This window comes from Nitrospira sp. (assembly GCA_029194535.1).
GTDB lineage: Bacteria > Nitrospirota > Nitrospiria > Nitrospirales > Nitrospiraceae > Nitrospira_C.
On record JARFXR010000001.1, the window covers coordinates 813,822 to 830,367 of the forward strand.

Genomic DNA, 16,546 nt, shown 5'->3' on the forward strand with positions numbered 1-16,546 from the left:
GGTGGGGCTCCCGCTGCGGGCGGACGGGCGCCCAGGTCAACGTCACCCGCTCGTTCATTCACCCGAGCTTCGGCAAGAGTCGCACGAAGGAATTTCATCCGATCAAGGTTTCTCCGCAGCAGGCGTGAGAGAGGATTGAACCGCTTTGTGTTTCAGCGCCCGGCCTTTGTCCGGCGTGGGATCGGTGACGATTCCGTAGACTTCCCGCCCTTCGTGACCTTCCGGTAGATACTCGGTGATCGGCATTCCGTCCTCTCGCACGAACAGCAGGCAGTGGCAATATTTGTAGATCTGCATCTCGTCGCAGGCGCACATCCAGCGACGCAGTTTGGCTTCGGCCTGCTTGTCTTTGTAGAAATTGCAGGGGCACAGCGGCTTCCCAAGTTCGTCCACGTGCATGGCCAGACCCTTGACCACCGCTTCGGTCACGGCAGGATTGGGATGCATGGTCGTGCCGCTTTTCTCGGCAAAGCCCTTTACATATTTCCGCATCTTGTCGAGGCTCTCCTGCGTCGGTTCTGCCACGGCGGCGCTCCTATGCTGATTCTGAAGGATGAAAGAGGACCGAAAGCTAGTTTACAAGCGGCAGGGGCTCCTTTACAATCCGAGCCCCTGCATGGACCGAAACGGAAATCATGACCGGCGTACCAGCACAACAGCAGCTCCTCAGCCGTCTTGCGACGGAACTCGGTCCGGCCGCGGGCGGACGAGTGGGGCGGCGTCTGGCCGACGAATCGGTCCCGCCGGCCGCCGTGCTGACGCTCTTAGAGGAGTTGGACTCCGTGTCTGCGAAGGCGGCTCGGGCGGCGATCGAGGCGCTGCCGGAGCTGGATCGTCGCTCCGCGTTGTCTTCGGTGCTCGCGTGGCTCGATCTGGGTATCGCACTGTCCGAGACCTCCGGCGCGACGGCGCTTCGATATTTCAGGGATAGTCCCCTGATCCTGGGCGTCATCGAGCCGCCCGCGTCGCGGGCGGACGTCCTTGCCATCTGCCTCGAACTGGCCGATCAGGATCCCAACGTCGCCTTCGAGTATCTACGGACGTCTCCCCAGCTCGTGTCCTCTCTGCCCGGCGAGCACCTGCGTGGCTGGCTCGATGTCGGAGTCGAGCTGACGGCCGTGGATGTGGTGGTCGGGCTCGAATATATCCGACAGATTCCGGCCCTCGTTCCCGTGCTGCCGCTGGATGAGGTGCGTCGGTGGCTCTCGTTCGGCATGATGTTGATCACGCCGAACAGCTTGGGGAAGCCGGATTACGTCGCTACGATCGAATTTCTCCGGACCAGTCCCGCGATTCTGCGGGACGTCGAACCGAGCCCACTTCGATCCAAGGTCGTGGCCTTGGGCGCCCTCCTGGCCGGGCGCGCGCCGCAGGCCGGCATCGAGTGGTTGGCGGAATCTCCCCGCCTCTTGCGCTCATTGCCGTCGACCGAGCTGCGGCTAAAGGTCCTCCAGTATGGTCTCCTGGTGGCGGAGCAAGATGCCGAATCGGCCCTGGCCTATCTCCGGCGCGCCCCGGACGTCGTCGCCCTGATCGGCGACGGTCCTGAGGCCGGGTCCCGTTTTGAAGAGTGGTTCAAATCGGGCATGGAGGTACTGGCGTACAATGCCGAAGGCGCGCGCGCCTACTTCGCGACGGAGACCCACAAGGCCCTCGCGTCGGTCGAACAGGCCTTGAGCGGAGTGCCGCTCAGACGGGTCGCTCGCCGGCTGAAGTTGTTCGTGCAAGGGCTCTGCGGTACCGACGTCGCGATGGCGGCTCGTTCCGATTCCGACGTCTCGACCACGGCCCGCGCAACCGTCAGCGCCGACGGTCGGACGATCTTCCTGCCCGCCCTGCTGCGCCGCTATCCGACCGCCGACCGGAACGAGCGGCTGTATCTTGTCATGGCCGCCCATGAAGCGGGTCATCTGCAATTCGGAACCTATCGTCTGAAGCTCGAGTCTCTATCCGACCTCTGCGGCACCGTTTCACAGCGATATGACCGCGCCATCGATCCGCCGCTCGGGTCGCTGGGGGAGCTGTTTCGTCTTTATCCGCATCCCGGCTTAATGCGAGACCTATGGATGCTGTTGGAAGACGCCCGGGTCGAGCGGTTACTGCGTGAAGAGTATCCCGGTTTACGCGAGGACCTGGCCCGGCTGGCCGAAGAGGCCGTGACGCCGCGCGATCCGGCCCAGGGCTTGACCGCGAAGGAATTGATCGTGGATTGTCTTCTGCGGCTCACGACCGGAGAATCAGCGGACACCGCCGTTCCCCATGGAGTGCGCAATGAAGTGGCGATCCTCTGGACACTGTGCCGGTCGGTGCTCGAGGGAACATCGACGGCCGAAGACTCGGTCCGTTGCGCGCACGAGGTATACGTCCAGATGGAAGAGCTGTTGGCGCCGCGGACCGAAATGATCGCCGGCGACCGGCGGGATGAGGAGCAGGAGGTCGGCATGGGACCGGCCTCCGCCGAGCACGGCGGTGACCGCTACCGGCCGGTGACGAATTGGGCCTATCGCGGCGAGATGAATCCCGAGTTCGTGACAGGGGACGGCGACGAGACGGCGCAGCCGAACGACGCCGTCGGGCGATCGGCGCATCCGGATGAGCAGCCGACGGCCCAACCGTCCGAGGGGGAGCAGTCCCAACAGGGAGACCGAGAATCGGCGGGGGACGTTCTGGGCGGCGGCCGATCACTCCCGTCAGTGGTAGAAGAGCTGCTGGCGCTCGACGTGGATGCCCAGCCGACGCCCGTCACGCGAACCGATGGGGCACGAGCCGTGTATTACCCCGAATGGGACAGCGTCATTCAGGATTACAGGGTGAATTGGTGTCGGGTGATCGAGCGGCAGGCCGAGGCCGGGTCGGACGAGTGCGTGTCCTCGGTGCTGACGTCGCATCGTAGCGCGATAGTGTCGCTGCGGCGGGCGTTCGAATGCCTGCGCCCTCCGGCATGGCGGCGCGTATCGGGGCAAATTGACGGGGAGGATATCGACCTCGATGCGGTCGTGCGGCGGTTCGCCGATCTTCTGGCAGGGGCTGAAGGGGGCGATCGGGTCTACCTCAGACGAGAGAAGCGTGAGCGCGACGTGGCGGCGGCATTCCTGGTCGATGTGAGCGGGTCCACCGGCAAGCAGGTGAATGGGGCGCGGCGGGTGATCGATGTCGAGAAAGAAAGCCTCGTGTTGCTCTGTGAAGCCATGGATGCCCTGGGCGATCGCTATGCTCTGTACGCCTATTCCGGGCAAGGCCGCGCGTCGGTCGAGTTCTTGACCGTCAAGGACTTCGACGAGCGGCTGGGCAGCGTCACCGCTCATCGAGTGGGCGGGCTTCGTCCGCGACAGCAGAACCGGGACGGCGCCGCGATCCGCCATGCATCGGCGAAGCTGCTGGCTCACGACGCGAAAACACGCCTCTTGCTGCTGCTGAGCGACGGGAGGCCGCTGGACGGGGAATACAAAGACGACTATGCGCTGGAGGACACGAAGGCGGCGTTGCAGGAAGCGAAGCGGCGCGGCATCATTCCCTTTTGCGTGACCATCGACCGGGAATCGGATACGTATCTCCGACGAATGTACGGGGACGTGGGTTATGCGGTGATCGATCGTGTCGAGGCGCTTCCGGCGAAGCTGCCGCGGATTTATCAGAGGCTGATGGCTTCGAGGGGATAAAGGGGGCGACCGGATAGAGGGGGAACGAGATCGAGGCGGGAAGGATTGATGACGAACGTCTCAGGGAAACCGACCGTGCCGCCGTGGCTCTATAAACTCTTCACGGGCCACCAGTATCCCTACGTGCGGCGCTTGGCGAAGTTTGCGCAGCCGATCAAACCGGGCGAAGACCGTCCCGAGCCGACGAAGGACATGATCGAAGCCAAGTTCTGGGAGGTCTACCCTCGGTGTTCGATCAAGGTCCTGCAGGAAGTCAAAGTGGGTATGATCGTGGTCTTTCACGATCTCGGTGAATACCCGGCCGGGGGCTATCAGGAACTGGTCGACAATCCGGAGGATTTTCTGGCCCGGACGTACGGCAAGAAAAAGATCAAGGTCAATTTCTACGACGGGGAAAATTTCGTGTGTACGATCAATTTCAAGGTGGCCGGATGGACGGAGCACGAACACTGATGAGCAGTGCTGAGCGGAACGTGCTCAGTGCTGAGACGCTCTGGGACGGGACGACCCTGCTCTTTGCTCAACACTCAGGACTCAGCACTCAGGACTGACCGGAGGAAGTATGAAGCGACACAAGATCACCGTAGTCGGCGCGGGAAACGTCGGCGGCACCACGGCGCAACGATTGGCGGAAAAGGACGCCTATGACGTCGTGCTCGTGGATATCATCGAGGGCGTCCCCCAGGGGAAGGCGCTCGACATCTCGCAGGCCGGCCCGGTCTGCGGCTACAGCACGCAGGTGGTCGGAAGCAACGGCTATGAGGCGACGGCCGGTTCGTCGGTCGCAGTCATCACGTCCGGCATACCGCGCAAGCCCGGTATGAGTCGTGACGAACTCCTGACCACCAATGCCCGGATCGTGAAGTCGGTGGTGAGCGAGCTGGTTTCGCGTTCTCCGGGCATCATTCTGATTCTGGTCACCAATCCGTTGGACGCCATGGTGCACGTGGCGCTCCGGGTGAGCGGTTTGCCGAAAGCCCGGATCATCGGCATGGCCGGCGTGCTCGATTCCGCGCGGATGCGCACTTTCATCGCCGCCGAGCTGAACGTGCCGGGCCCCGAGGTGGAAGCGATGGTGTTGGGCGGACACGGCGACACCATGGTGCCGCTGCCACGGTATACGACGGTCAAAGGCCGTCCGGTGTCGGAGCTATTGGCGAAGGAGCGGTTGGATGCCATCGTGAAGCGCACCAGAGACGGCGGGGCGGAAATCGTCGGACTGCTGAAAACCGGCAGCGCGTTCTACGCGCCGTCCGCCGCCGCTGTGGACATGGTGGAGGCCATCCACCGAGATCAAAAGCGGGTGTTGCCTTGCGCGGTGCTGTGCGACGGCGAGTACGGACTCAACAACGTCGTCGTCGGCGTGCCGGTGAAGATCGGCAGGGGCGGGGCCGAGCAGGTGGTCGAGTACGAGTTGACCGCCGAGGAACGCCGCGCGCTCTCCGCCTCGGCGGAGGCGGTGCGGGAGCTGTGTCAGACGGTCGATCGCCTGATGGCCTGAGAAACGCGACTCGTCGACCGTGAGCCGGACAGCCACCGATCGGAAGGGTGGCAATCCCGCCTCGCTTGACAAGCGAAGAGAGGCTACAGTAGAGAACACGTTCCAGCACCGCACTGAATGAGGAGACCCTATGAAATTTCTTGAAGATCCGATGCAAACGATGGGAGCCGGTTTTGCGCTCGCCGTCGTGTTGATTATTGTCTTTCTCGGCCTCTCGGGCGTGGGCGCCGGCGACGCGGATTGGACCGGAATTCTGTTGCGCTGGATCCACTTCCTGGCGGGGATCACCTGGATCGGGTTGCTGTATTTCTTCAACTTGATCAATGCCGCGTTCCTGAAAAGCCTGGATGGTCCGACGAAGAACGCCGTGATCCCGAAACTGATGCCGTCGGCCTTGAACTGGTTTCGTCACGGCGCGACGGTGACGGTGCTCGCCGGCATCCTGCTGTACGGGAAGCTGTACATGAACGGCGGGACCGGCGCCTACGCCCTCGCTATCGGCGGCCTGTTGGGGATCATCATGATGGCGAACGTGCATGCCGTCATCTGGCCGAACCAAAAGAAAATCATCGCGGCGGTGACGGCGGCGGCACAGGGTACGCCGGCTCCGGCCGAAATGGCCCAGTGGGGTCGTACGGCGTTGCTGGCCTCCCGCGTCAATTTCCTCCTGTCCATTCCCATGCTGTTCTTCATGGGCGCAGGCAGCCACTTCAAGTAGTCGATAATACGAGGCCGGCCCAGTTCGCGGGACCGGCCTCGTACATCTACCGGCTTCCCAGACCAATATACCCAGTCCACCCTAGGGCTGTGGTCCTAACCTGTTGAGATTCAGGCCTATTCTCTTCGCCTTGCCTTGACGGGCCGGCCCGTCCCCCGTATAGTACCCGCACTATGGTGACGTTGACGGAGCCTCGTGTCCTTCAAAAGCTCGACGGTCCGCCCTGGGACATCGACGCCTATCTCAAGGTCGGAGGATATGAGGCCTGGAAGAAATGTGTCCGAGAACTCTCTCCGGAGCAGGTAGTCCAGGAGCTCAAAGCCTCCGGTCTCCGGGGCCGCGGCGGGGCCGGATTTCCCACCGGCGTCAAATGGGACAAGGTCTTAAATCACCGGGTGAAAGAGCATTATTTCGTCTGCAATGCCGGGGAGCATGAGCCCGGGACATTCAAAGACCGCCATCTACTGAAGACCGCTCCTCACCAGCTGATCGAGGGCTGTCTCATCGCTGCCCGCACCGCCCAGGCCAAGGCCTCCTTCATCTATGTGAATCACGAGTACGAGGAGGAGCGCGAGAATCTGAAGCGCGCATTGGCCCAGGCCAAGGAACGAGGCTTCGTCGGCAAGAACATTCTCGGCAGCGGCATCGACATCGATCTCCAAGTGTTCGAAGGGCACGGCAGCTACGTGGCCGGCGAAGAGACGGCGATGCTGGAATCCATGCAAGGGCGGCCCGCGATGCCGCGCCAAAAGCCGCCGTTCTATCCGACCGACTTCGGCCTCTACGGCAAGCCGACGCTCGTCAATAACGTCGAGACGCTGTGCAACATCCCGCGCATTCTGTCCAAGGGTGCCCAGTGGTTTGCGCAGGTAGGCACCGACAAATGCCCGGGGACGATGATGTTCTCGCTGAGCGGGGCGGTCAACCGTCCCGGCGTCTATGAAATGCCGATGGGGATCACGATTCGGGATTTGATCGAAACCTGCGGCGGCGGCGTGCCGGGCGGACGAAAGATCAAAGCGGTGTTTCCGGGCGGTCCCGCATTCTCAATGGTCACCGCCGACCAATTGGATCTGGCGATGGATTTCGATTCGCTGAAGAAGGCGGGCACCGGACTCGGATCGGCCGGCGTGATCGTGGTCGACGACGCGACCTGCATGGTCCGTCAGACCCTGAAGTTCTCGAATTTTTTCAAAGGCGAGAGTTGCGGCCAGTGCCCGCCTTGCCGGATGGGCACCATCAACCTCGCGAACCTGATGACCAAGATCGAAGCCGGCGAGGGGACTCAGCAGGATCTGGACAGCTTGCTCCAGCTCTGTGGTTTTGTGAAGGGGACGGGGTATTGCACGCTCGTGACCGGTGCCTCTGTGTTGGTGCAGAGCAGCCTGAAGCTGTTCCGGCATGAGTTCGAAGAGCACATTCGCTTGCGGCGATGTCCGTTCCCGGCCGCGCCGGTCGACACGACGGTCCATTGACGAGGGGTGGATGCCTCACGTGACGTTTCTTCATCCGAAGGGCACGAGCGGCACGGTGGTGCGGAATACCACCCTGCTCGACGCCGCGAAGGAGTTGGGGTTTCCGTTGAACCACGACTGCGGCGGCAACGCCTCCTGCACGACCTGCCGTGTCGAGGTTCAGAGCGGGGGAGAGCATCTGTCGGAGATCGATTTCGAAGAACAGGATCTGTTGGACCGCGAAGCGCTCAGCGAGCCTTGGCATCGGCTCGGGTGTCAGGCTAAGATCCTGGGCGACGTTGTGGTGAAAGTACCGGAAACCAAGTGGACGGCGCCGACCACTGGACAATCCGAGGCGCGGGGTGTTGATATTCGGTAGAGAGGTGTTACACTAAAGCGAATCCAGGCAGGCCCGGAAGGTCTGGCTGACGAGTAAGGAGGCCCACGATGGTGACGATCACAGCGGTGGCGGAACAGAAGATTCAAGAATTGATGAAGGAAGAAAAGGACGTGGTCGGACTGCGGATCTACGTCCGCGGCGGCGGCTGTCACGGCTATCAGTACGGCATGGCGTTCGAGTCCAAGATGGCCGAGGATGATACCGTGATTGAAAAGGGCGACGTCAAGGTCATTATGGATTCCCAGAGCGCACCGCTCCTCCAGGGCGCGGAAGTGGATTACGTCGACAGCGTACAGGGTTCCGGATTCTCCATCAAGAATCCGCAAGCCAAGACGACCTGCGGGTGCGGCAGCTCATTCAGCGCCTAACGGCTTACGGGCTTGCCGTACGAGCGCCGACGATAGGGAGTGACGAAGGAAGCCAGGGTCGCTCGGTCGAACGGGCGGTCCTGGCTTTTCGTTTTTCGCGAGGACCCCGGATCCACCGACAAGCATGCCGCAACTCAGCATGACCAGACGGTATCGGTTCTGCGCCGCGCACCGGCTGCATACGGACCATTTGACGCCCGAAGAAAACCGGACGGCGTTCGGCAAGTGCAACAATCCGAACGGCCATGGCCATAATTACGTCGTGCTGGTCACGGTCCGAAGCGGCCCCGGCGGCGACGCCGTTCCGCTTGAGCGCTTGGATCGGATCGTCGAGGAGACGATCGTCGAACGGTTCGATCATCAGGATCTGAATCGAGATTCGGAATTTTCCGCGCTCACCACAACCGGCGAGAATCTGGTCAAGCTCATCTGGAGCCTGCTGGCGCCCAAGCTGCCGGTCGGACGGCTGGAAAAAGTGGGCGTCATTGAAACGCGGGACAACTATTTCGAGTACGCGGCCCCGGCGGTACCTCGCTGAACGCATCCGCGAAGGATAGGACTCTCCATGGCTATATCACGTCGTCGTGTCTTGCAGCGCACCGAAGACCTCCCGTCCATCAAGCGGCCGGCGAGTGAGGAGCGGATCCAATCCTTAGTCGCGCAACTGCTCGACGCGTTGGGAGAGACATCGAGCCGCAACGGTCTGCTCAAGACGCCCGAACGCGTCGCCAAGGCGCTGCAGTTCATGACCAAGGGGTATCATCACAACATCGATCAGCTCCTCAACGGCGCAATGTTTCCGATCGAATACGATGAAATGGTCATCGTCAAGGACATCGATTTCTTCAGCCTGTGCGAGCACCACATGCTTCCGTTCTTCGGGAAGTGTCATGTGGGCTATCTGCCGAACAAGAAAGTCGTGGGCCTCAGCAAGATCCCTCGCGTCGTGGACGTGTTCAGCCGCCGTTTACAAGTACAGGAACGACTGACGACGCAAATCGCTGAAACGTTGAAGCAGCAGCTGAACGCGCACGGTGTCGGTGTCGTCATGGAAGCTCAGCATCTCTGCATGATGATGCGCGGAGTCGAGAAACAGAACACCATCGCCGTCACCAGCTCGATGCTCGGCGCGTTCAGGACCCAACAGCAGACCCGCGCGGAATTTCTCAAGTTGATCAGCCGGAACGGGGTGGGAGATTTGGGCTAGCGGCTCTCGGCGGAGAGTCTGCCTGCGAATTCCGTCAGCGCATGGTTGAACAGGTCCGGCTGTTCCATGTTGCTCAAGTGCCCCGCATCGGGAATCGTGACCAGCCGGGCTCCAGGAATCCCCTGCGCGATCCGCCGGGCATCGGCCGGTGGAGTCAGCACGTCGTCCTCACCGACGATCACCAGGACCGGCCGCGCGATCGTTGAGAGCAATTCGCTCGAGTCGGGTCGCTCCGCCATCGCCATCAAGTCTCCGACGATTCCGTGGACCGGCGCCGCAGCGATGATCGCACGGACTTCTTCGACCAGGTCGGCACGCCGCCCATAGGCGTTCGGAGACAGCAGCTTCGGCAGCATGTCGTCGATGACCGCGGAGGGGCCCACGGCCGCAGTTCGTTGCGCCAGATCGAACCGCCACTTGACCTGCTCCGCCCGGTCCGCTTCCGCTCTCGTGTCGGCGAAGACCAAGGCCAGTATCAGATCCGGACAATGTCGGTACAGGGCGAACTCCAGGTAGCCGCCCATGGACAATCCGACAAACACCGCGCGCGACACGCCGAGCCGGTCCAGAAGTCTCTGCACGTCGGCGGCATATTGACCCAGGCTATAGCGCCAGGCCGGCGCGTCGGATTCCCCATGTCCTCGAAGGTCAACGGTGATGATCCGGAACCGGGACGCCAGCGCTTCCTGTCGGGCCCACATCGTCCGATTGAACGGGAAGGCATGGAGGAACACGAGCGGAAGCCCCGCCCCCCGGTCGGTGTAGCCCAATCGTATTCCGTTCACCTCCTGAATCACGGTGGCCTCCGGCAACCTCCGTCTCCTAGCAACTTCGGCTCGATGCCGTCAAGTGCTTCCAAGACCTTCTCCTCAGCAGTGAGTCATGATCGAGCAGTGGATGCCCGCCTTCGTGGGCAAGACGCAAGCGGACGCTGACCCACTACCGGGATTTGCAGTCCTTTGAAGGAGCCGTATAGAATCCTCCATGCCGCGTGACGAAGGCGATCGACTGGACCTCTTCGCGGATCAGAGTCGGGACAAGGGTGCCGGCGCGGCTCCGCTCGCCGAACGGCTCCGCCCCCGTTCCTTCGACGAGTTGGTCGGACAGGAAGACGTCGTCGGCGTCGATCGTCCCCTGCGCAAGGCGATCGAGTCGGACCGTCTGGCGTCGCTGATTTTTTGGGGACCGCCCGGCTGCGGCAAGACGACGCTCGCCTCCTTGATCGCCCGGCACACGAAGGCGCATTTCGTCTCCTTCTCGGCGGTGACCAGCGGCATTCCCGAACTCCGAGAGATCGTCAAGACGTCGGAACACCGATCGGCGACGAGCGGCCGGCGCACAGTGCTCTTCGTCGATGAAATCCATCGCTTCAATAAGGCGCAGCAGGACGCATTTCTTCCCCATGTCGAACGGGGCACGATCATTCTGGTCGGCGCAACGACCGAAAATCCGTCCTTCGAAGTCATCGCGCCGCTCTTGTCCCGGTCGCTGGTCGTCGCCCTGCAGCCGTTGACTGAAGAGGCGCTCGAGCGAATCCTGACCCGCGCGCTCCATGATGTTGAATCGGGGCTGGGCGCGTTTCATTTGGAACTGACCGACGAGGCGAAGCGGCGGCTCCTGAACTACGCGAACGGCGACGCCCGCTCGCTGTTGACCGCGCTGGAATTCGTCGCGGGACAGGCCGCCCAGGATGAGACGGGCGTCGGACGAGTCGATGACGCGGTGATGGAGGCGTCGCTGCTCAGGAAGACCCTCCGCTACGACAAGGCGGGTGAGGAGCACTACAATCTGATTTCCGCCTACATTAAGAGTCTAAGGGATTCCGATCCGGATGGAGCGCTCTATTGGTTGGCCAGGATGTTGGAAGCCGGGGAAGATCCCAAGTTCGTCGCCAGGAGGCTCGTCATCTTCGCTTCCGAAGATGTGGGGAATGCCGACCCGACCGGTCTATTGGTGGCCACGGCCGTGGCCCAAGCGGTCCAGTTCGTCGGATTGCCGGAAGCGCAGATCAACCTCGCGCAGGGCACGACTTATCTGGCCACCAGAGCGAAGGACAATGCGTCCTACATCGGTCTCCTCGAAGCGATGAACGACGCGAGAGCCTTGGGAAATCTCGGTGTTCCGCTTCATTTGCGCAATGCAGTCACCTCGCTGATGCGGGATCACGGGTATGGAAAAGGCTATCGATATGTCCATGACGATCCCGGTGCAGCGGCGAACCAGACGCATCTGCCCGAGCCCCTCCGGGGCCGCCGTTACTTCCGCCCTAAAGACCGATAGGGCCATCTTCTCGATGGACAAAGATTTCCCATCGGTTATACTTATACGTAGTCGATGAAAAAGTCGGAATCCAAATCAACTCCGACCGCAGCCACCGGCAGCGAACGACGCAAGCTCGTCCGCGCGACCCTGGTCGGCTCCGCTTTGGTCTCTCCCAAAAGCGGTTCCAAGGCCATTACGGCCGTCTTAGACAATGTCAACAAGGTCGGAGCCGGCTTCCATGCCAAGGAAAAACTGGGCATGGGTGAGCGGGTCACGGTATCCCTGGCGTTTCTCGACTCCGATCGTATGGAACAGCAGGAAAAGCTGGACGGAGCGGTCGCTTGGGTCAAGCCTTGGGAAAAGGGCTACTTGATCGGGGTCGTCTGGGATGAGGTCGTCACGAAAGAGAAGAACCGCTGGCTGTATTATTATCTGGAAGAGACGATCAAGTCCTCGTCCTGACCCACCTGACTCGCGGCGCTCGCGTCGGTTTCGCTGCTTCCCGAACAAACCATCACGACAAGGTGTCATCCGAGGCGGCAGGCCGATGCAACCGCGTTCCGCCCTGTGTCGCTAGGCAAAGGCTTCGAGCTTCTGTTTCACGTCGCTGAGTTCGGCAGACAACGATTCCCATCGAGCGGTGAGTCGCTCCAATTCCTTCTTCCAGGACTCCTGCTCCTGGTGTAAATCGTTCCATTTGGCGAAATCCTGGTAGAGCGCAGGATCCGCGAGAACCTGGTCGCGTTCCTTGATGCGCCCTTCCTGCGCCGCAATGTCGGACTCCGCGCGCGCGACCTGCTTCTCCAGTCGGGCCTGCGTCTTGTTCAGGTCGCGCCGATCTCCGGCCGAGGATTTCGGCTGTGATTGGGAGGTCATGGCCTTGGTCGGAGCCGGCCCACCTGCCTGAGCGGCCTTCCCCCCGCTCCGGCCGGATTTGGCGTCTTCCAACTCCTCGCTGTTCTCTTTGATCGAGTCCAGCTCCTGCGCCTTCTTCCACAAATAGTATTCATAGTCGCCGAAGAAGTTCCTGGCCTTGCCCTCCTCGATTTCGACGATGCGCGTCGAGATGCGTGTCAGGAACGTAGGATCATGCGAGATAAAGATGATCGTGCCCGGAAATTCGGTCAACGCGTCGGTGAGCACGTCGACGGACGCCGGATCCAGGTGGTTCGTCGGCTCGTCCAAGAGGAGCGTATTCGCCGGCTCGACCAGCATCCGAGCCAGCGCCACCCGGTTCCGCTCGCCTCCGCTCAGCGCCTTGATCGGCTTTTTTTGATCCGGACCGGAAAATAAGAAGGCGCCGGCGAGTCCCCGGAGAAAATTGGTCTCCGCCGTACTGGAGACTTCGCCCAGGGATTCCAGAATCGTATGCTCGGGATTGAGGGTTTCGGCCTGATGTTGGGCGAAGTAATGGAGGCTGACGCCGTGCCCGACCGTACGCGTGCCCTTGTCGGAGGGCAGTACGCCGGCCAGCATCTTCAGCAGCGTGCTCTTGCCCGCGCCGTTTTCGCCGACCAGCGCGATCCGCTGCCCGCGCTCGACCGAGAAATCCAGAGACTCATAGACGATCTTCTCGCCGTAGCGCTTGGCGACTCCGGCCAGGTCCAGCACGTGGCGGCCGCTGGTGGAGGGTAGCGGGAACCTGAACTTCACGCGTTTGGCGTCGCGCTGCAGCTCGATCAGCTTGACCTTCTCCAATTGCTTGATGCGTGACTGAACCTGACGAGCTTTGTTGGCCTGATAGCGAAACCGATCGACGAACTGCTGGACCCGCGCCACTTCCTTGGCCTGCCGGTTGGCCGCCGCCTGCAGTTGGGCGTCGCGCTCGGCCCGTAGCTCCCGGAACTTCGTGTAGTTGCCGCGGTATTCCTGGATGCTCCGGTCCCGCAATTCCCAGATGTGCGTCACGGTGCGATCGAGAAAGGCGGTATCGTGGCTGATGACCAGCAGGGTCAACTTCGAATTCAGCAGGAAGTCCTCGAACCATCGTTGCGTGGGCTTGTCCAAATGGTTGGTGGGCTCGTCCAGCATGAGCACGTCCGGGTTGGACAGCAGCAGGTGCGCCAGCGCCACACGCATCCGGTAGCCGCCTGAGAGGTTCTCGACCGGCCTGGCGAAGTCGGCTTCGCCGAATCCGAGGCCGGAGAGGATTCGTTTGGCTTCGTGCTCGGGGTACTGGTCCCTGTGGGCCGCGTCCAGCGCCGTCTTGCCCACGATTGTTTCGAGCTCCTGAGGCAGGTAGCCGATCTGCAATCGCGGCCGTTTCCGGATCGCTCCCTCGTCCGGAGATTCCTCTCCGAGAATCATCTTGAAGAGCGTGGTCTTGCCCGTTCCATTCGGACCGACGAGTCCGACGCGGCTATGAGGACGCAGATGGGCCGACGCGTCGTTGAACAGCACCTTGGTGGAGAATTGCTTATGGACAGACTCAATTTGCAGCATGCCGGTACCCGATTAGGGTGGTTAAACAGACGCTCAGAAAAGGAATCAGCTTAAGTGAAGTAGGGGAGGGAGGCGCATGACCGGAAACGAATTCATGAGTGTGTGGCTACTCGCAGACCGGTTGAACACGTTGAGAACCCGATGCTTGAGGTGTTTATCCGTCGGCGTCAATGACGATAACCCGATGAATCGCCGACGGTACGAGCAAGCTTGGTATTTCAAACAAACCCACAAGGGTTGAAGTCTCTATCCGGTCGCAGCAATCACGATACGGCCCAAAAGAGCGACCGGCACGAGCAAGCTTGGTTTGGTGGAGCTGGCGGGGATTGAACCCGCGACCTCGTGAATGCCATTCACGCGCGCTCCCAGCTGCGCCACAGCCCCACACGTCAGATTGTCAACAATGTTCAATCGAAATGCGGTGTTCAGACAAAGTCGCATGCTAACACCCTAGGCGGCGGCCCGTCAACAAATCCCCTTCGCTCCTTGACAAACATTAGAGGGGTCCATACCATGCCCCGGTTCTGATCGCCTACGATACCGCATCCGTTGCGGGACGCGGATCGGAGCAATCAAGCAAGGAGTCGGACGGCGCCGCCGTCGAAAGTCGGACGCGCGCATATCCAAAAACCCAGGAAGCCAATGAGCAATCTCGTCGTCATCGGTGCACAGTGGGGAGATGAGGGTAAGGGGAAGATCGTCGACATCCTGGCCCGCGATGCCGATGTGGTCGTCCGCTATCAGGGCGGCTCCAATGCCGGTCATACCGTCATTAATCAGAACGGCACGTTCATTTTCCACCTCATTCCCTCAGGCATTCTCTACCGGGGAACCTTATGCGTCATCGGGAACGGCGTGGTGGTGGACCCGGCGGCCCTGATCGAAGAGATGGATCATTTGGGTGGGCAGGGAGTCCACATCGGCAAGAATTTCGTCATCAGCCAGCGTGCCCATCTCATTCTTCCGTACCACAAAGCCATCGACAAGGCCTCGGAACAGTCCAAGGGGTCCCGCCGCATCGGCACGACGGGCCGGGGGATCGGTCCGTCTTATGCGGACAAGATGTCCCGGATCGGCATCCGTGCGGGCGACCTGCTCAATCCTGCGACGTTTCGCACGAAACTCGAAGAGAACCTGGTCGAGATCAACTGGTTCTTGGAGCAGCTCTATAAGGTGGAGCGCTTCGAGGTCGAAAAAGTCTTCCAGCAATATATGGGCTATGCGGAACGGCTCAAGAGTCACATTGTCGATGCGGTGACACTGGTCAATAGGATGATCGATAATCGAAAGACTGTCTTGTTCGAAGGCGCCCAAGGCACCCACCTGGACGTGGACCTCGGCACCTATCCCTATGTGACCTCGTCGAGTGCGACGGCGGGCGGTGCCGCGACCGGTAGTGGAGTGGGACCGACAAAGATCGACGCCGTTCTCGGCGTGGCCAAGGCCTATACGACCCGCGTGGGCAGCGGGCCATTCCCGACCGAGCTATCCGATGAAGTGGGCGCCGGTCTTCAAGAGCGTGGGAAAGAATTCGGCTCCACAACCGGCCGCCCGCGGCGCTGTGGCTGGTTCGATGCGGTGGTCATGCGACATGCCACGAAGGTGAACGGGCTTTCATCCGTGGCCCTGACCAAGCTGGATGTGCTGGACGGCTGCAAGGAGTTGAAGGTCTGTACCGCCTACCGGTATCAAGGGCGTCTTTATAAGGATATGCCGGCCGATCTCCAAGCCCTACAGGAGGCTGAACCGGTCTACAAGCGGTTCAAAGGGTGGTCGGCCTCGACAACCGGATTGACCGCGTTCACACGACTTCCGGCCGAAGCCAAGCGCTACCTCGAATACATCGCCGAGCAGGCCGAATGTCCGATCGACATGATCTCCACCGGCTCCAAGCGGGATGCCACGATTATTTTGAAGAACCCGATGAAGCAGTCGGCGCGGAAACGGTCTCGTTAGGCCGTTCTATTCCGGAGCCGGTCGTACGACCGTCGGCGGGCGTTGCAGAACGAGTGGAAGACACGGCAATATAGTAGCCCATGAATCAGAAAGAGAAAGACGGCTTCGCAGGATGTTCAAAAAGGCCGTTCGGCGAGGCCGCAACGAGCGAGGGGGTGACGCGTACTTTTTCTCGTACGTGGAGCCTCCGAGTGATGTGAGAACGAAGCAGACGGTCTTTTTCAACATCCTGCCATAGGTGAGCCGCTAGCTCAGACGGTAGAGCATCGCCCTTTTAAGGCGAGGGCCCTGGGTTCGAGTCCCAGGCGGCTCACCACTTTTCAAGTGGTGAGGATTTCTCACCGCGACCGCCTTCTGTTCATCGACCAAACCATCGACCATTTTGAACTCCTGGTGGAGGAGTTGGACAGCCTGGCGCAGCTTGTGATCCCGAGCTGGGCTCTCGTGTGAGTAGGTCGCGGTCATAGGGGTGTGCTCGCTTCTTTGCCATCTCATACGGCATCTTCAACGGTGTGAGCAGACGAAGGACGGTGAAGGGCGCCGTGAAGCCTCCCACCTTCTCGTGCTGCTCGGCTAACG

General features: G+C 61.2%; 15 protein-coding genes and 2 tRNA genes. 13 read left to right on the forward strand and 4 right to left on the reverse strand.

Going from position 1 to position 16,546, the window contains the following annotated elements:
* Nucleotides 1-102: 102 nt before the first annotated feature.
* Nucleotides 103-525, reverse strand: coding sequence for a ferredoxin-thioredoxin reductase catalytic domain-containing protein (locus P0111_03770; GenBank protein ID MDF0643124.1), 423 nt, complete (start codon nt 523-525; stop codon nt 103-105).
* 110 nt (nt 526-635) lie between these two features.
* Between P0111_03770 and P0111_03775 the strand changes: the two genes are divergently transcribed.
* The 9 genes from P0111_03775 (at nt 636) to folE (ending at nt 9,307) form a co-directional block, all read left to right on the forward strand.
* Nucleotides 636-3,659: a VWA domain-containing protein gene (locus tag P0111_03775; GenBank protein ID MDF0643125.1), complete on the forward strand. Its 3,024-nt coding sequence runs from the start codon at nt 636-638 to the stop codon at nt 3,657-3,659.
* Nucleotides 3,660-3,707: 48 nt separating this feature from the next.
* Entirely contained in the window at nt 3,708-4,112 is a 405-nt protein-coding gene (locus P0111_03780; GenBank protein ID MDF0643126.1) for a hypothetical protein, read from the forward strand.
* Nucleotides 4,113-4,221: 109 nt separating this feature from the next.
* On the forward strand, nt 4,222-5,160 hold the full coding sequence (mdh, locus tag P0111_03785) for a malate dehydrogenase (GenBank protein MDF0643127.1): 939 nt from the start codon (nt 4,222-4,224) through the stop codon (nt 5,158-5,160).
* A gap of 130 nt (nt 5,161-5,290) precedes the next feature.
* Nucleotides 5,291-5,878, forward strand: coding sequence for a urate hydroxylase PuuD (locus tag P0111_03790; protein ID MDF0643128.1), 588 nt, complete (start codon nt 5,291-5,293; stop codon nt 5,876-5,878).
* A gap of 173 nt (nt 5,879-6,051) precedes the next feature.
* A complete protein-coding gene (gene nuoF / locus P0111_03795; protein MDF0643129.1) occupies nt 6,052-7,353 on the forward strand; it encodes an NADH-quinone oxidoreductase subunit NuoF in 1,302 nt (433 codons plus the stop codon).
* Nucleotides 7,354-7,363: 10 nt separating this feature from the next.
* Nucleotides 7,364-7,711 (forward strand): 2Fe-2S iron-sulfur cluster-binding protein, encoded by a 348-nt coding sequence (locus tag P0111_03800; protein MDF0643130.1) that lies wholly within the window; start codon nt 7,364-7,366, stop codon nt 7,709-7,711.
* Nucleotides 7,712-7,779: 68 nt separating this feature from the next.
* The gene (gene erpA / locus P0111_03805) at nt 7,780-8,100 is read left to right on the forward strand and encodes an iron-sulfur cluster insertion protein ErpA (protein ID MDF0643131.1); all 321 of its coding nucleotides are present in this window, start codon (nt 7,780-7,782) and stop codon (nt 8,098-8,100) included.
* A 124-nt stretch (nt 8,101-8,224) separates the two neighbouring features.
* Entirely contained in the window at nt 8,225-8,638 is a 414-nt protein-coding gene (locus P0111_03810; protein MDF0643132.1) for a 6-carboxytetrahydropterin synthase, read from the forward strand.
* A gap of 27 nt (nt 8,639-8,665) precedes the next feature.
* Nucleotides 8,666-9,307 carry a GTP cyclohydrolase I FolE gene (gene folE / locus P0111_03815; protein MDF0643133.1) on the forward strand — a complete coding sequence of 214 codons (642 nt, stop codon included), beginning with the start codon at nt 8,666-8,668 and terminating at the stop codon, nt 9,305-9,307.
* Here folE and P0111_03820 read toward each other — a convergent pair.
* Nucleotides 9,304-10,119 (reverse strand): alpha/beta fold hydrolase, encoded by an 816-nt coding sequence (locus P0111_03820; GenBank protein MDF0643134.1) that lies wholly within the window; start codon nt 10,117-10,119, stop codon nt 9,304-9,306. The two genes, folE and P0111_03820, sit on opposite strands and share 4 nt — an antisense overlap.
* Before the next feature lie 172 nt (nt 10,120-10,291).
* Between P0111_03820 and P0111_03825 the strand changes: the two genes are divergently transcribed.
* A complete protein-coding gene (locus tag P0111_03825) occupies nt 10,292-11,587 on the forward strand; it encodes a replication-associated recombination protein A (protein ID MDF0643135.1) in 1,296 nt (431 codons plus the stop codon).
* 54 nt (nt 11,588-11,641) lie between these two features.
* Nucleotides 11,642-12,031 carry a PilZ domain-containing protein gene (locus P0111_03830; GenBank protein ID MDF0643136.1) on the forward strand — a complete coding sequence of 130 codons (390 nt, stop codon included), beginning with the start codon at nt 11,642-11,644 and terminating at the stop codon, nt 12,029-12,031.
* Nucleotides 12,032-12,142: 111 nt separating this feature from the next.
* Here the strand turns inward: P0111_03830 and P0111_03835 are convergent, their stop codons facing one another.
* Both P0111_03835 and P0111_03840 read right to left on the reverse strand, forming a co-directional pair.
* On the reverse strand, nt 12,143-14,011 hold the full coding sequence (locus P0111_03835; GenBank protein MDF0643137.1) for an ABC-F family ATP-binding cassette domain-containing protein: 1,869 nt from the start codon (nt 14,009-14,011) through the stop codon (nt 12,143-12,145).
* 308 nt (nt 14,012-14,319) lie between these two features.
* Nucleotides 14,320-14,395: transfer RNA gene (locus P0111_03840), tRNA-Ala, on the reverse strand.
* 258 nt (nt 14,396-14,653) lie between these two features.
* Here P0111_03840 and P0111_03845 point away from each other — a divergent pair.
* A complete protein-coding gene (locus tag P0111_03845; protein ID MDF0643138.1) occupies nt 14,654-15,967 on the forward strand; it encodes an adenylosuccinate synthase in 1,314 nt (437 codons plus the stop codon).
* Nucleotides 15,968-16,207: 240 nt separating this feature from the next.
* Nucleotides 16,208-16,283, forward strand: a tRNA-Lys gene (locus tag P0111_03850).
* Nucleotides 16,284-16,546 lie beyond the last annotated feature (263 nt).

Coding starts and splice junctions, on each gene's coding strand:
- P0111_03775 (MDF0643125.1), top strand. CDS start 636: ATGACCGGCGTACCAGCACAACAGCAGCTCCTCAGCCGTCTTGCGACG.
- P0111_03780 (MDF0643126.1), top strand. CDS start 3,708: ATGACGAACGTCTCAGGGAAACCGACCGTGCCGCCGTGGCTCTATAAA.
- mdh (MDF0643127.1), top strand. CDS start 4,222: ATGAAGCGACACAAGATCACCGTAGTCGGCGCGGGAAACGTCGGCGGC.
- P0111_03790 (MDF0643128.1), top strand. CDS start 5,291: ATGAAATTTCTTGAAGATCCGATGCAAACGATGGGAGCCGGTTTTGCG.
- nuoF (MDF0643129.1), top strand. CDS start 6,052: ATGGTGACGTTGACGGAGCCTCGTGTCCTTCAAAAGCTCGACGGTCCG.
- P0111_03800 (MDF0643130.1), top strand. CDS start 7,364: ATGCCTCACGTGACGTTTCTTCATCCGAAGGGCACGAGCGGCACGGTG.
- erpA (MDF0643131.1), top strand. CDS start 7,780: ATGGTGACGATCACAGCGGTGGCGGAACAGAAGATTCAAGAATTGATG.
- P0111_03810 (MDF0643132.1), top strand. CDS start 8,225: ATGCCGCAACTCAGCATGACCAGACGGTATCGGTTCTGCGCCGCGCAC.
- folE (MDF0643133.1), top strand. CDS start 8,666: ATGGCTATATCACGTCGTCGTGTCTTGCAGCGCACCGAAGACCTCCCG.
- P0111_03825 (MDF0643135.1), top strand. CDS start 10,292: ATGCCGCGTGACGAAGGCGATCGACTGGACCTCTTCGCGGATCAGAGT.
- P0111_03830 (MDF0643136.1), top strand. CDS start 11,642: ATGAAAAAGTCGGAATCCAAATCAACTCCGACCGCAGCCACCGGCAGC.
- P0111_03835 (MDF0643137.1), bottom strand. CDS start 14,011: ATGCTGCAAATTGAGTCTGTCCATAAGCAATTCTCCACCAAGGTGCTG.
- P0111_03845 (MDF0643138.1), top strand. CDS start 14,654: ATGAGCAATCTCGTCGTCATCGGTGCACAGTGGGGAGATGAGGGTAAG.